The sequence below is a fragment of the Verrucosispora sioxanthis genome (genome assembly GCF_010560025.1).
GTDB classification, from domain to species: Bacteria; Actinomycetota; Actinomycetes; order Mycobacteriales; family Micromonosporaceae; genus Micromonospora; species Micromonospora palythoicola.
Window position 1 is genome coordinate 230,142 of the sequence record NZ_SAIY01000005.1, and the last position, 15,585, is coordinate 245,726.

Annotated in this window: 7 protein-coding genes; 1 reads left to right on the forward strand and 6 read right to left on the reverse strand. The window is 65.4% G+C overall.

Annotated elements, in window-relative coordinates:
- Positions 1-85: 85 nt before the first annotated feature.
- Positions 86-217, reverse strand: a complete 132-nt coding sequence (locus ENC19_RS31000) for a hypothetical protein (RefSeq protein WP_268968042.1) — start codon at positions 215-217, stop codon at positions 86-88.
- A 167-nt stretch (positions 218-384) separates the two neighbouring features.
- Between ENC19_RS31000 and ENC19_RS16810 the strand changes: the two genes are divergently transcribed.
- Positions 385-1,770 (forward strand): hypothetical protein, encoded by a 1,386-nt coding sequence (locus tag ENC19_RS16810; RefSeq protein ID WP_164448105.1) that lies wholly within the window; start codon positions 385-387, stop codon positions 1,768-1,770.
- Between the two features lie 295 nt (positions 1,771-2,065).
- On the opposite strand, the gene ENC19_RS16815 is transcribed toward ENC19_RS16810, so the two are convergent.
- The 5 genes from ENC19_RS16815 to ENC19_RS16835 form a co-directional block, all read right to left on the reverse strand.
- Entirely contained in the window at positions 2,066-6,997 is a 4,932-nt protein-coding gene (locus ENC19_RS16815) for a DEAD/DEAH box helicase (RefSeq protein ID WP_164448106.1), read from the reverse strand.
- 149 nt (positions 6,998-7,146) lie between these two features.
- Positions 7,147-10,983 carry an Eco57I restriction-modification methylase domain-containing protein gene (locus ENC19_RS16820; protein WP_164448107.1) on the reverse strand — a complete coding sequence of 1,279 codons (3,837 nt, stop codon included), beginning with the start codon at positions 10,981-10,983 and terminating at the stop codon, positions 7,147-7,149.
- Complete coding sequence (locus ENC19_RS16825) at positions 10,977-13,931, reverse strand: helicase-related protein (protein WP_164448108.1); 2,955 nt, start codon at positions 13,929-13,931, stop codon at positions 10,977-10,979. The genes ENC19_RS16820 and ENC19_RS16825 overlap by 7 nt, the downstream gene beginning before the upstream one ends.
- Before the next feature lie 292 nt (positions 13,932-14,223).
- Positions 14,224-14,967, reverse strand: coding sequence for an HAD family hydrolase (locus ENC19_RS16830; protein ID WP_164448109.1), 744 nt, complete (start codon positions 14,965-14,967; stop codon positions 14,224-14,226).
- 13 nt (positions 14,968-14,980) lie between these two features.
- On the reverse strand, positions 14,981-15,532 hold the full coding sequence (locus tag ENC19_RS16835; protein ID WP_235944845.1) for a nucleoside/nucleotide kinase family protein: 552 nt from the start codon (positions 15,530-15,532) through the stop codon (positions 14,981-14,983).
- Between the last annotated feature and the right edge of the window lie 53 nt (positions 15,533-15,585).

A 15,585-nucleotide genomic window follows, 5' to 3' on the forward strand; every position in this document is an offset into this window, starting at 1 on the left:
CGCCCCTTCCTCCCCGGTTGCCGTCCGGGGATTCTATCGGTGGGCCGGGTGGGCGGCCGAGGTCGCGGGCGCATCGGGTGTCGTGTCAGGGTGAGCCAGCCGCGCGGGTCGCGGCGGTGACGTCCCCGCGCAGGGTGCGGTTCTTGCCGTCGACACGGATGGTCAACTGAATCCAGTCGTACCGCTCCACCTCACGCGGGCCAACCAGCTTGACCACCAGCAACACCGTGCCCGGTGCTCCCCTCGGTCAGCACCAGATGAGAACCCCGACATATCTTGACTCGGCCGAAGCGAACTGGTTGCGCCGTCGGCCGCCACCAACGATCCTGTAGAGCTGGCATCACGCCGGCCTTTCCAGCAGGGAATACGAGAAGTGAGGTCGGCGTGACCAACCCAGGTTTCGATGAGCGGGCAGCAGCGGCCGAACCGCTCGTGCGAGCGGTGCTCGGCAAGCTTGCCAGCGAAGTGGGAACGCCTCGGATAGACCGGCTCCCGGACAGCCAGCATTGGTGGCGCTACGGGCAGGAGTCGTTTGTCGGTTTGCGCCCTCGCGCCTGGCTGATGCCGCCGGACGTCCCGATTGTCGGCTGGCTCGACCGTTTTCCGGAAATGGGAGCCGTGCGTGCATCCTATGCTGCGGACCCCGTGCGCGGTCCCCGAGTCGATGCGTTGCTTGGGACCATCGCCTCCCGAACCGCTCGCAACTTCGACTGGCTGCTCATCCAGCACGTTATCGAGCCGATGGTGCTGTCCACCGGCAGCTACGAGTTTCGCGAGGATGTCTTCTGGCGGGTGTACGCACAGTTCGAGCTGGGCTTCGGGGCCACCACGGTCACGATGGTGGAGTTTCTACCGCTTAACGGCTTCGAGTCGGCGATGCCCTGTCTGGAACTGCCCGAAGGTCTGGTCCTGCAGCCGATGAGCGACGCGCAGATGGACCACGCGATCAGCGCGCTCGCCGTGCCACGAGTCGCTGCCAGCGGTGTCAATGGGGTGCAGGTCTCGCGCCTGGATCAGTGGGCGCTGACCCGGTCGCGCGTCGTTGAGGTGGTCGCCGGCCATGTTGATGTGGTGCCGCCCGACGCGGATCAGTTTCCGACCCTGCGGGAGCCCGCGTCGTTGCTGATCACAGCGCTGCGGATCGTCTGCGGTGGTTCGGCCATTACCACCCGTCAGATGTACGCGCAGGCCGACGACGAGTTCCCCATCGTGCTGGGGGCGCGTGCCGCGCTGACATCGTTCGGTGCAGCGGACAACGCCCGCCCGACTCACCTGATGCCGCAGGACGCCGACGCCGTCCGCATCGTCTACCTGGCGCTTGGCCTGCACACCGTTCAGCAGGACCGCTCCCTGCAGGTTGCAATCCGGCGCCTCGTCGCCGCCGGCACGAGAAACGACGACGGCGACCGGCTGATCGATTTGTCGATCGCCGCCGAGGCCCTGTTCATCCAGCGTGGGAACCTCGCCGGGGCGAGCAAGGGGGACAAGATCGCGGCCGGGGCCGCGCAGATGCTCGGCAACGACCCGCAAGTGACTGCGGACCCGACTGAGATCAGCGATTTCATGGCCGAGATCTATCGGGCACGCAGCGCCGAGATCCACGGCGACGGCCAGCCCTACGGTCGGCTACGGCGACTCTCCGGGGTGCCGACCGAATCGCTAGCACTGGCCGTCGCCGACGCGGAACTCGTGATGCGCCGTGCGGTGCACTTGGTCTTGCAGAACCACGTCACGGCCCGCGAGTTGGCCCTCGCGGCACAGACCAGATAGGTACGCGCACCGGCACTAGCCTGCGTGCTCGAGGATCGATCGGAGCGACGCCACGAGGGCAACCTGGCATCGAGACGGCCTGCATCGGTGCCAACCCAGGCTCAGGTACGCAGCTATCCCCTAGATCCACCGGTCGGGCGCGCCGTGGCGATGCTCTTCGCCGCTGCGGTAGACGGCCCCCGCCGCCGCGCACCCCGCGCCGGAAACGCCGGCGCGGAGTGCGCCGGTCGGTGGCTTGCGGGCCGGGCCGGCTCCACCTGCACGCGACCGTGGCCAGCCACCCGGACGGCGAACTCTATGCTTGCCGGAGGTGTCGGATGATCATCTTTGCGCAGCGGTCGGCGTCGCGGACGATCTCGCCGCCCCAGAAAGACAGCACCGTCCATCCGGCGGCGGCGAGTTCATCGCGCTTGGCTTTGTCGGATGCTTGCCGTTCAGGGGTGTGGTGGTGTTGCCACCCGTCGCAGAAGACCGTGACTTTACGTTCGGGCCAGGCGAAGTCGGCGATGGTGACGGGGCGAGGGGTGCCGTCGGTTGAGCCGAGGTCCCCCCATGCGTATTGGGCGTACCCGCGGGGGGCGCCGGCGTTGATGAGTGCTCCGGCGAGGAGTCGTTCGATTGGTGAGCGGGGTAGTCCGATGATCCCGTCGGTGAAGACGGGGATGCGCCGCCCCTCCACGTCGGGCGCACCTGCTAAAGTGCGCAGGAAGTCAGCAGCGACGTGCCGGTCGAGGAGATCAGCTTCTACTTGGTTGTTGTAGGAGCGGAGGCAAGCGTAGCAGGACTGTTCGCAGGAGCAGCCATCGAGGACAGGGACAAGGGTGGCGGCTACCTCGCCAAATTGCTGTGCGAGTTGCCGTAAGTAGCCGGCGCCGCCCGGTACTTCCTCATAGAGAACGGCCAGCCGCATCAGGGCCTCGTCGCTGTTTGGGTCGGGGCGCGGCCAGTCGAACCCCGCCACTTCGGCGTCGCCAGCCTGCAGCACTGTACGGCAGCCGAGGTCCAGCGATGCGCGGACGCTAGCGAGAAACGCAGGTAGCTGTGCCGGCGGGATACCGACAGCCTCCATATCCGGCAGCAGCTGGAGACAATCGACCTTGCGTTCGGTCATGAGGACGCTGAGCTTCAGGTCTTGGTTGGTGCACCGCTTGTCGTGTCGGGCGAAGCGCTCTCGCTGTGCCCTGGTCGGTTTGGGGGCCGGCTGCGCTTCGAACCACATGCCGCATCCGGTGCACACCAGGAACTGCTCGGGTGGCATGCCCGGCTGGCTGTTCTGACTGATTCGGCCGCGGTTGAGGACGGTCAAGGCGGCGCCGCGTTCCCATTGCAGCAGGAGACCGGGGCGCTCGAACAACCATGTCTCGGCGGTCATCGGGGCGCCGAGGTGGTGGGTGACTTCAAACGGCCGACGCGAGCGTGCCTCCTCGTCGGCCGTGATCCGCTGGCGCCGCTCAGCGCGTAGCGCCCGCATCGGCACGGTGACCTGCGGCACCAGGTTGAGGTTGTCGCAGGACAGGCACGACGCGGCAGTGTTGTCGTTGACGGTGTCGCAGCGCGGGCAGATGTTCTTGCTCGGTATGGCGCCGGCGCCGTCGGCGTTGACGAGGTTCGCGCGGCGCAGGTCGATCTCGTCGACGAACCACTTGGCGCCCCGTGCGTACACGAGCTGACCGGGTGCGTAGTCCTTCAGAGCCTGCACAGAGTCGTGCGACAGCTCCACGCTTTCCCGTTCCAGTGACAAGGTCGTGGTGTCCGTGGGAAACGCGTATGACGGCAGGAAACCCATCGAGTTCAGGTAGGACAGCACATAGGCGCGGGAGCGGTCGGTGTATCGCATCGCATCCAGGCTTGCCCCGATGCTGGTGATTGCTCGGGTCGCCTCGCGGCCGGGCTTGGCTGCCGCTTGCTGCCACTCCTCCAGGAGGGTCTTCTGGCGAACCCGGTACGGCTCGATCGCCTTGTCGAGGTCGGAGACGAAACCGTCGATGACCTGCCGGCACCATGGGAGCGTAAGCCACGGAAGATCGTCGTCGCCGAGGCCACACCTGAATACCTCATGGATCCGGGCGGCGATCTCCTCGGCACGGCCAGACAACGCGGCCTGAACATCTTCGATGTTGAGAAGCTCGCCGGCCTCTTCCTCAGAGACGAGGTCTCGCATCCACAGCGGGAGATCCTCCCCACACAACTCCAGGGCGAGTGAACGGGCGTGCCGTTGAATAACGCGGGCGTTGTCCAACAAAAACGTAGGTGGCCGGATCGAGCCGCGAATCATCTCCACGGGACGGGCGTAGTAGTAGCTGTCATGAGGCATGGTTCCAGCGAAGGTAACGATGAGCGCCACCCGCTCCTCACGCCGCCCGGCTCGCCCGGCGCGCTGGGCGTAGTTACTCGGGCGCGGCGGCACGTTGCGCAGGATGACCGCGAGGAGCTGACCAAGATCGACGCCAAGTTCCAGGGTCATGGTGCAGACGAGCAGGTTCAGATCACCGGTCTTGAACCGCTCTTCGATCTGTTCACGCATCTCCAGAGGCACCTGCCCGGAGTGTTCCTCGGCCTTGACTACGAGAGGGTCGTCGCCGCATGCGAGCTGCCGCTCGTGGTCGGAGGGGTCGCCGTCCCACGGTTGCACCACGCCTTTGCAGTTGTAGGTGGAGCACCTGGCTCTCGGGGAAGGGCCGGGCTGTACCGCGCGGCAGGCCAAGCATCGGTGCAGCGTCTCCGACGGTGGCCTGACCTCGATGGCTTGAGGTTCTACCTGCCGTAGCCGCACCTGCGCTTTGCCGGTTCCGACCTGAACGTCATTGAGTAATCGGTGTTGTATGAGAAGCTCCACGGCAGCCTTGATGGTCCGCTCGATGGCATCCGGCGTGGACACGGAAAAGACCTTGCGGACCATGTTGGCCAGCGAGCTGCGGTAGCCCATGCTGATCGGCTGCGTGCCGGGGATCTTGACGGTTGTCTCGCCGAGTCCCGCAACCGGGGCACCGACACGTACCGTCGCGCCGGCATCGATCAGGTCGGCCTCTGTCTTGGCGTCCAGCCGGGCGCGGAGCAGGTCGTGGCCGACCGCGCGGCGGGTCCGCGCGAGGTCCAGGATCCGTGCGAGGAACCACCGCGCCCCGCTCTCGTCGGCGCCGGTGTGGACGAACAGCGGGTCGAGGTCGTCTGTCGTTAGCGCGTCTAGGCCGGGATAGCCGACGCTGATCAGGCCGAGGCGTTCCAGCGTTGGTGGGCGCCGCTCGTCGTTGGCGACCTCACCGAGCACGTCCCACTCACATACCCGCAGCACCCGCTGCCGAGCGTCAGCCCCGACTGGGTCGTCATACAGGCCGGCAGCCTGTCCACGCCGGAACACATCCTCAACAAGTCCATTGAAGCTGGCCGGCGGTTGGTCCCGGTGCTGACGGTCGCGTACGGCCTCGACGATGAATCGCCGTACCTGAATTGCACGGGATCGTGCCCGAATGTATCCGGCCTGGAAGGCGGTGTCTTGCCGGGAGTCGGCGAAGACCAGCAACCGGCGAAGCTGCTCGTCGTCGCTCTGCCCGGCCAGGCCGCTGTGCAGGCTGAACGCGGTCGCGGTCACCGCCGCGGCGGTCCGCGCAGTGAACCCCTCCACCGCACCCGCGCTGCGCCCGTACCCGCACACCGGACACCGGGTTAGCTCTTTACCCGCCTCCGGGACAGCGACGATGACTCCCCGCATCGCCGCTCCGCAGCCCTGACAGTAGCTGCCATTGCCGGCCTTCCCACAACGCACGCACCGCAAGCTCGGATACCAGTCGGGGCTGCGTCGGTCCGGATCCTGGACCGGATCGGTGTGCAGCCGACGCGCCAGGTACCGCACCACGGGCCCATCCGGCTCCGCCCGCTCCAGGTCGTAGTCCTGCCCGCAGCCCAAGCACACCCCGAGCGGGAAGGTCGCCTGCGCCTCACACCCCTCCCGGTGGCACACCGTCGCACCGTTGAGCAGCAGGTGCTCACGATCGCCAGTGCAGCGCATCAGCCGCGGCAGACCACGCAGGAAGAGGTGGACCTTGGCCTCCAATACCGGCGGTCCTGCCGGAGTGTGGGTACTGGCGCCCAACAGCAGCCAGCCGGCCACCTCATCCCGCAAATCCTCGACAGCGACACCGGCACGCTGCGGCAATGCACCGAGCACGGCTTCGAGCTCCGCCACGGTACGCGGCTGGGCCAGCTCCGCTCGCAACAGGTCCACCACGGGGCTGTCTTGTGGGTCGCCCAACAGGGCACGCAGCCGTTGCGTGTCCCCACCGTCGGCCAAGGCGGCCCGCAGCGCTGCTGCGTCCGGTGCGGCGCCGATCCGAGTCGAATCGGCGATGGGCGCTGGCACCGGTGTTTCCTCGACGATGCCATCGACATCTAACGGCGCTGCGAACAGGGCGGACGCGAAGGTGGCCGTGCGCCGTAGGTCCGCATCGTGATCTCCACCCGCGCTGACTGTTGCGGACAACCCGACGCAAACCAGGCCCTCCTCCGAGTCGACGTGCCCACGCAGCCGCCGCACCAGACAGGCGATCTCGGTGCCGAGCGCGCCCTGATAGGTGTGGATCTCATCGAGAACCAGGTGACGCAGTACGCCGGCGCCGAACAGCTTGCGGTCCTCACGCCGGGTGAGGATGAACTCCAACATGGAGTAGTTGGTCAACAGGATGTCCGGCGGGTTCTCTTGCATGTCGTCGCGCTTGTGCTGCGGGGTCGCCCCGGTGTAGACGCCGTACCGAAGGCCCAGCGCCTCGCAGGCGATGCGGACCCGGTCTTCCTGGTCGTTGACTAGAGCGTTCATGGGATACAGGGCGATTGCCTTCACGCCCGGCCGGTGCCGCGTCCGGTAGGCGTGAGCAACCACGGGGACCAGGAACGACTCGGTCTTGCCCGAGCCGGTTCCAGTCGCCACCAGGGTGTCGCCGCCCGCAGCGATTCGCTCTATCGCTCGCACCTGATGCGTGAACAACCGATCTACCTGCGGAAACGCCCGCACCAGCTCGGGTGGCAGCCCGATCCGGCCGACAAGTTCATCAAGCGTCTCGTCGAGCTGGAATCGCGGCTGCACCGACAGATACGGCCCCCGCCACAACAGCGAGTCCTCATCGGTCAGCCGTTCCAGCCTGCTCTTCAATCCCGGGTCCGCGACCGGGTAGGTCGTCCAGGTGAACCGCCGGTAGTCATCCCGCAGCCGATCGGCCAGCTCCAGCGGGTTCATCAGGCACGCCCTCCAACGCTCACATCATGAAATGCCGGCGGGGCCGGGGGGTTCCGCGGACACGCCTTCCGCGGCGGAAGGCGGCTCCACGCTCACACGGTGAGGGTAGTCCGCACCACCGACAACAACAGTCCGCGAGGCGGCCTGGTTTACTCGGCCAAGGCGGCGAAGTACTGCCGTACAAGATCCTTGTAACCTTCATCCGGGCGTACCGGGCTGCTCTCGGCGCTCTCTGTCCGACGAAAATCCGACAAGATCACTTCGAGGTGCTTCGCTGTTAGGCCGTATAGGTGGGCCACTCGTGCATCGATCTGGGCTCGTAGTTGGCGCTCCTCATCGAGTGAAATCGGCACAGATTCAACACCCAAAACCCTTGCCAGCTCATCGAACTCCGGCCCTCGACAAGTCAAGCGCGCAGACAGACGAACAACCTCCGCCCCGGGCCCGACAACGAGAGAGGTGTCTGCGATAGGGAGCGCCGACATGATCGTCTTGCTGACGGTGGTTGAGACCTTTCGCCGTGCCACAAAGTCGAGGACAAGGCTGTTCAGCAGGCCGACGACGTACACCATGGCTTTTGCGCCCAAGACGGTTTTGTAACCATTGGCAGCGTGGTCGAATTCGGATCGATAGAAGAAATGCATCTCGGTAACCGCAGTTCCGGGCGGAATGATTGCGGCAATAAGCGTCCGCTCGTCGCCAGAACGCGCCTTTCGTCGGACTACGGGGCGATACGAATCCATCGGTACCTCCAGGACGTTCAGCCGTGGCCCCGGCACGCTAAGAAATGCCTCGCCTTTGTTGCGCTTAACCGATCGTCCGTCGCCCTTACTGGCAAGCTTTCGCGCGCGCGACACCAACGCATTTTCGCCCGTTTCCTCAACCAGCCGGTAGGTCGGGTCTGCGAAATTGTGGACGTACTGGTGAATGTCTTTTCCGTCGCGCATTGGCGGACCGCCGCCATCCGGCGCGAAGTACCGCTTGTCGTCACTCAGATGAAACTCGCGACCCCAACTGATCCTCCATTGGCCCACCGGCATCGCATCCAGGAAGAGAGGGCGGTTAGTGCTGAGAATCTCCATCAAATCAACAAGGATTGGATCGCGGACGTCAGGAACGGCCATTGTCTCTGGGGACAGCACCTCAAGGGTTTTACGAGAGATATTCAACGTCCGGCTGTCCAGTTCGACCAGATGTTCGAGGCGGGAGACGCCGCTTGTAAAGCGGAGCGGGTCGGTCAAGCCGCCCCTTTGCGCAACAAGGATTAGAAACTGCTCCCGACTATCGATTGGAAATATCTTGTTCGTGTTGTCACAAAGGACGAACCAGTCGACCGTGCACTCGTCGAGGAGGGCTCGTCGGTGTGCAGTCGTTGCCGCATCTGAGGCCACGCCGGAGTCGATGGTAACGCCAAGCCGGCCAACCGGAGAGAGTAGTTCCAGCTCGCGTTCGAGAAAGATGCGGTAGTAGTTGAACGTTGTACCGTGGCCATAGAGCATCCGGTATAGGCCGGAGTTCTTGATGAAGCTCTTTACGCCGGCGAGCCTTCGGTCCGCCCCGGCCCGTACGGCACTAACATTGGCGAGTGCCATAAGGAAGGCTTCGCGCTGTTCCTTTTCGTCCTTCTTTTTCAACAACGTGTACGACGGATCGAACCGTCCGAAGAACTCGGCGGATTTGAAGGTAACTCCCTCCCAAGGAGGATTCCCGATGATGGCATCGAAGCCGGCGTCCGGTCGACGGTTTCCATTTGATTCGAAGAAGACCTCGGGGAACTCGATATCCCAATGGAAGGGTCTAATCTCATGCCGAATGTAGTCGGCTACGCGCTGGCGTAGATCGGCAATTGCTGGATATGGTGACGGCTGGTTATGGGCAATCTGGCTTCGCCCTTGGCGCCACCCACCGGCGTAACGGGCGAACTCCGGAAGGAAGAAGGGGGCGACCCACCAGTCGCCGAGGGCGCGTAGGCGGGTGAAGTCGTCGCCTTCGATGAGACGAGCGAACCTCTTCTCCTTGGCGCGCACGTGGAGCCGGTCCTCTGACGGGGCCTCGGCCAACGCCTGGCGGACGTTGATAATGGTCGTGAGATCCGGCTCGTCAAGGTCGAAGAGGCTGTCCTGGGATTCGCTGAGGTCGGCACCGGTGTCCCGATTGTTTTGAGCGGGTAGCGGCACACCCTCCCATGTGGCAATCGAGGCGCCAATGACGCTGTTGCCGCAACGGAGATGCGCGTCGAGGAAGGATAGTGGCTTGCCGGATGCGGCGGTTGCCAGCCAGAGGGAGACCTTCGCTAGGTCGACGGCCATGGGGTTGAGGTCGACGCCATAGATGCAGCGTTCGACGATGAGACGCCGGTAGGCGGCGCGTTCGGCGTCGTCGAGCTTGTGGTCGATGTCTTCGCCGGCGCGGGCGAGGGCTTCGCCGTAGGCTTCGGTGAGTTGGTGCACTGCGGGCACGAGGAACGCGCCGGAGCCCATCGCGGGATCGCATACCCGTAGGTTCAGGATCTGCTCCGGGGTGGCGTTCTCGACGAGCGGGCGCAGGGTTTCCACCACAACGAAGTGGGCAAGTGCCCGTGGGGTGTAGTAGGAGCCGGATCCCTTGCGTTCGCCGGTGGCCTCGAACTGGTAGAAGGTGCCCGTCGGGAGCTCGGCTAGGATCTCGGCGTTCTGGGGCACCTGGTCGGCGTTAATGACTTGCTCGATGGCGCTTTGCCCGCGCCCAACCCGTACCACCGCCTTGGGGCATTCGGCGATGTGGGGTTCGTATGCGAGGAGCCCTTCGTAGACGCTGCCGAGCTGCTCGACGCCAAGTTCCCGGTAGTTGATGGGGCGGCGGCCCACGGTGTCGCGGCGGTTGATGCTGCGGGTGGGTTGTGTGAAGGCCAGAGCATCGATGGCGGCACGTACGAACGTGTCGCCGACGGTGAGGTTCGGGTGGTCGAGAATCGGGCACTGGTCGGTGTCGAACAATCCGCCGTTGAATCCGGTGATCTTCAGTTCCCCGGCATCGGCGCCTTCACGTAGTAGACCCCATTGGGCGCGGAGCGCCTGCCAGAGGTGGCCGCTGTCGGGTTCCCAGAAGACGGTGCGCGGGTCGGTGATTTCGGTGCGCAGACGGCGGAGGGAGTATCCGCTGTCGTATATCGGGGTGCCGACTGGAAGTAGGCCGCGGTCTTCGGCGTAGGAGACGAACAGCAGTCGGTAGGCGATGCGTAGCACGTCGGCGAACAGGTCGCGCGCGGCAGGGTCCGGCACGCCGCGGAGGCGCAGATCGGCCAGTGCACCGTTGGCAATCGCTGCGATGGCGATGCGGACACCTTCGGAGAGGTTTTCGCTGACCCGGGTTGCGGCCTGGAGGCTAGCCTGCTCGACCGCATCCCACAGGATTGTGCCGGTGCCATCAGGGGTGAACGCCTCTGGGCGGAGCAGCGCCCAGATGACATTCCATTCATGATCGTCGCCCAGTTCCGCGAGCCCGGCCAGATCGATGGCGAGGTAGTTCGCTTCGCCGCCCAGGCCAGGATCACGTCGGATTACCCGCAGCTCGGTGCCATTGGTCACCAGCACGGCCGGTAGCGTGCCGCCCCGTACACAGACTTCGGCCTGGCGCTGTGGGCGTAGCTTGCCAGCACGCCGCCCGGTCGGGGATGCGTCCAGGTGCTGTCCGGGCGGGGTGACTAGCACCCAGGCGCGTTCAGTCTCAGCGTCGTCGCATCCGGGCAACGGTTCGTCCAGGCCATTGACTCGGGAAACGAATCGCCATCCGAAGCACGCCAGCCAGCCGAGAATGCGAGCGCGAGCTTGCCCAAGCGGAGTGGTCTCGTCAATGTCCGCGGCAAGGCGACGCAGCTCCTTGCGTGCGTACCGGAGGTCGTCGGTGGCTTCAGCGCCGATGCGGGCGCGTTGCTCGCGTAGAAACAGGGCCGGGTCAGCCAGGTAGTAGGTGGACAGTGCGGTCCCCGTGACGGTGATGTTCAGCACGAGCCGACCTCCACGCACAGCAGGCAGCCGACCGGTTCGGGGTCGGCCACACCGGCGACGCCGAAGCCGCGTTGGAGTGCGTCGCGGCGGCGGTTGAACTCCTCCTCCACGATCTTTTCCGCCTCGTCAATGGTGTGGAAGGCGCCGTGGCCGGCGTCGGCGAAGATGCTGAGCTGGACGGCGTCACCGAACCCGGTGGCGAACCGTCGCCGTGCCTCGGCGAGTTCGGCCTGGAGCCACCGTTCCAGGTCCGCCGCGAGCCGATCCGCGTCGGCGGCCAGCTGGGCGCGGATCTGCTGCGCACGTTCGGCCAGCCGCCGCGCCGCCTCTCCCATGGCGGCGTGCCGGGCAGCGGCGAAACCATCGGCCAGGCGGTCCCGGGCCGCTGCGACCACGTCACCGGAGCTGCGCGCGGAACTGGCGCGTAGGAGCTTGGCGTCCGCAGTCTCATCACGGCTCGGCCTGCCAGGGGTGCCATCATCCATGCGGGGAACGAACACCGGGATCAGCGGTTCCTCCAGCAGGCGGCCATCGTCGGCCTGGACGCGTCCTGTCGCGGTGAACAACCAGCCGCTGCCGGTGCCCGCGACCGGGCGCACCGCCACCCGGTCTTCGGCCCGCGCGTCATAAAGGCGGGTGCGCACGCGTTGCAGGACCGCGCGCACCAGGGGGTGTACCGGGGTGAGGAAGGCGACCCCACGGTGTTCGGGGTCGAGGGCGACCGCCCGTAGGAACGTGGCGGGGAATGGTTCAGCAGGAACGTGCGGATACTGGGCCAGCAGCGGGCCCGCCGTGATCGTAATGATCATGTCGCCGCCATGGATGTGACCGCCGCACTGCCTCACGACCGAGGTCACCAGCTCCCGATACTCGTCGAAATCCGGCAGAAGCCATGAGGCACGCTGCCGGGAGTCGGCGGTGTCGGCCTCGGCTTGCCCTTCGTTCGGCAGGCTACGCAGCACCTCGAGGGCGCCGCTGGTGGACAGGTAGTCACGGACCTGCTGTGCTGCGCGCTCCAGGCGTGCCTCCAGCTCCTCCAACGGCAGGTCCTCCAGCAGGGCGTCAATCACCTGGCTTTGCCCGCCGACGCCGAGCACGTCACTGCTGGAGCCAAGCTGCCGGGCGATCTCGGCGAGCTTCTCCCGAAGTCGCTGCAAGATCTCCTCATCGCGGGTGTCCGCAAGATACAAGTAGGAGATCTCTACAACGTTGACCTGGCCGTAGCGGTCCACCCGGCCATTGCGCTGTTCCAACCGGTTGGGATTCCAGGGCAGCTCGTAGTGAACGACGACGTGGCAGGCATCCTGCAGGTTCAGGCCCTCACCGGCGGCGTCTGTGGCCAGCAGGATCGCGCCGGGCGTGTGTGCGAACGTCTCCAGCACCTCGCGGCGCTTGCGCAGCGGCAGGCTGCCGTCGATACGCAGGATCGGCCCAAGCCCAAGATGCTCCTCTAAGTAGTCCAGGGTGTCGCGGTACTCGGTGAACACGATGACCCGATCACCACGACGCCCTGCCCGAAAGCCTTCCAACCAGCTGTGCAGCCGGGTCAGCTTGCTGTCGTCGGCCGGGGTGACGGCCTCCACCAGCTCCAGCAGCGTTCCTACCAATCGCTGCTCTTCGCGTAGGTCATCCTCCGGTAGGTGCGCAGCGACGCCGGACAGCGCCAGTTCCTCCGTCTCCCACAGGTCAGTTTCGGTAAGGGCAATGTCACCGCGGTACTGCTGGAGAGCCTCCAGCCGGTGCCGCCCAGCGCGATCGAGCTTCGCAACGCCGAGGCTCGCCGCCCGCCGCTGCAAGCTTGTCCGCAGCGCACGAGGACTCGACAGCGCACGCTTACGCAGCACCTCCAACGCGAACGCTTCCACGTGATAGGAGTCTGTGTCGCGCAGAGCACGCAGTACCCGCTTGCTGTGCCCACGTAGCCGTCGGTGGATCTCCTTCTCCCGCGCGGTTGGCGCTACCTCAATCGGCTGCGGCGGGTTGCGGCGGCTGATCGGCTGCGGCGGATTCCCTCGCGCCACGTCGTCTTTCAGCCGGCGCACCACATACGGCTTGACCATCTCCGGATCCAGCCGGCCATCATCGGCTGCCAGATGCACTGACAGCAGTTGCAGGAGGCTAGCGAAGGACTCCTGGTAGCCGTTGTGCGGCGTGGCCGACAACAAGATGAGCTCCCGGGTGTGATCAGCAAGCGTGCGCGCCAACCGGCTACGGTCGGTCGCCGTGGAGCGACCTTCACCCGCGTAGGCCCGGGCAACGTGGTGCGCCTCGTCGATGATCACCACATCGAACGGCGGAGCAGCCTGGATAGCCGTGAGGTTGGTCTTCAGGTAGTCGATCGACGAGACCGCGAACGGTGCAGCGGTCCACGGGCTTACCGTCGTTGGATAACTGCGCCGCAGGTCGAGCCACTTGCGGCTGTCAACCTTCGTGAACTCAAGATTGAACCGGAAACGCATCTCATCAACCCACTGGTCCTGCAGACCCGCCGGACAAGCGATCAACACCCGGTCGGCTCGGCCACGCCGAGCCAACTCCATCAGGACCAGACCCGCTTCGATCGTCTTACCAAGACCGACGTCGTCAGCGACCAGCAGCCGCACCTTCGGCTGGCGCATCGCAGCAAGCACCGGAACGAGCTGGTAAGGCTCCACGTCGATACGGCCATGCTCCACCGCGAGCAGGTCCGCTCGGCCGTGCGCCATCGTCAGCGCGAGCGCGTTGTGCAACTCGCTCAGGCGGACCGGATTACCGACCTCAAACCGTAGCTCGGTGGCGGGCTCTAGACGCAGCGTCGGTTCAAGCCCCGCAACGACCGTCAGACGGCGCGGCCCCGGTCGCTCGTCAGCCCGCCGAAGATCGAGAAGCGCCTCGGCGCCGGCACCCTTAACGCCCTCGACCTCCCACAGGCGGTCCCGCAGCCGCACCCGCATCCCGCGCTCGAACATCCCGACAGCTCCTCGCCCCCACCGGCTAACCAACGAAGAGTACTTAGCGTGCAGCCCCCGTCAACTCACAGGCGGGAACACAACGCTGCGGCTGTCCGGAGCGACCTCGGCCGTTCGCCTTGCCCGTCGGACGCCGCTCAATGAGCCCGTCGACCGGCGTCGGATGCGAGTCAAACTACCCCGGCGCCACACGACACCCACGCGCCATGTGGCCGGTAGGAGCGACCGGCTCAGCGGAATCCCTCGCGGATCGGCACCTCGGCCAACCCTCGCAAGTCGCCCGCATGTGGCGTCAGCTTGTACGAGGCAAGTTCGTTGCCCAGTCCATCCCCGCGGTGGGTGTACCAGTTCCCGATTCCATCCAGATAGTCAAGGCATGCAGTACGTCGTGGACGTCGCCAATGCCCATCTTGTATTGCACCGCCTTGCCGCCTTGCTCGGCGAATGCGGCGCAGTTGTCAGCGCGGTCGTCGATCAGTGCAGCGTCGGCGAAGGTAAAGCCATGTTTGGCGAGCCAAGGTCCGAAGAAGCGTTGGGGGTCTTCGGCCTTTAATGCTGCGACTTCGCTGGAGCAGATGATGTCGTCGAGAATGATCGCCCAGTCCGCCAGTGTCTCGGACTGCGGCGTTGGGCGGCGCCTCTTGGCCCGCGCTCGGTCGAACGTCTGCAGAAAGCAGTCCATATTGTCGGTCGCCAAGACAACTAGGACATGTGATTTGATTTTACGGAGGGCTTCGAATAACTCGGCGTTGACTCGCATCTTTGCGCAGTCGACGTATAGTCGTCGCGTGAGGAAGTCCTCGCGGAATCGGCCATCAAGCTCGATATCCATTGACTTGATGATCTCTTCCGAGGAAAGCAGTCCTTTCATCCACTCGTTGGCCTTGCTCTTGAATACCTCGGCGAGGTTCGCTTCGAGTTGCGCTTTCAGTGGATGTGTGGCGCTCTCGCGTATCGACATCCAGAAGGGGTCGCGTGACAGGACGCTGTGCCAGTCCACGAAGACGACCTTGCCGGCTAGCGGCACCTGTATCACGCGGGCGGCCCTCCTAGTTCGCAGCGGCTGCCGTCAGTAGGCCGCGGACCTGGGCTTGGGCGAGTTCGACCAGCTCGCTGGGGTCAAGCGTCGCGTCGAGCCACATGATCTTCTGATCTCTGGTCATCTCGGTGTAGTACGACCGAATCCCTGCGTTGAACTGCGCGTCGATGAAGATGCTGTCGTCGGGGAACTTCCCCCGGTTGCGCTGGTGCACCGTCGCCTGGGGCACGTCTAGGTATAGTACGAGATCGGGCCAGGATAGAAGGCGTGCCTCGGCCACGGCGCGCTGGGCGGGACCGAAGCATTGCAGCCTGGTGACCTGTTCGATGGCGTAGCGATGTGCGAGGAAGGTGTTCGGCCCCCGGTCTAGCAAGATTAGGTCGCTCTCGGCGTGCAACGCCGGCTCGGTTCGCGCCCGCTCGATGTGGATCAGCTCCTTGAGCCCGGCGGTGTCTTCGTCGAGGGTTCGGGGTACGGGGTTGGGAAGATATCGGCCACCGCCGACAAAGTCGGCATAGCACCGCACGTGTGCGATGGTCAGCTGCGGCAGCGCCTTCAGCAACCCTCGGCTGAGGGTTGTCTTGCCAGCGCAGCACGGGCCCTCGACGGCAACGA

What these genes read in the sequence shown, in the direction of transcription:
- ENC19_RS16815 (WP_164448106.1), bottom strand. Translation starts at nt 6,997, where the DNA reads ATGAACCCGCTGGAGCTGGCCGATCGGCTGCGGGATGACTACCGGCGG.
- ENC19_RS16825 (WP_164448108.1), bottom strand. Translation starts at nt 13,931, where the DNA reads ATGTTCGAGCGCGGGATGCGGGTGCGGCTGCGGGACCGCCTGTGGGAG.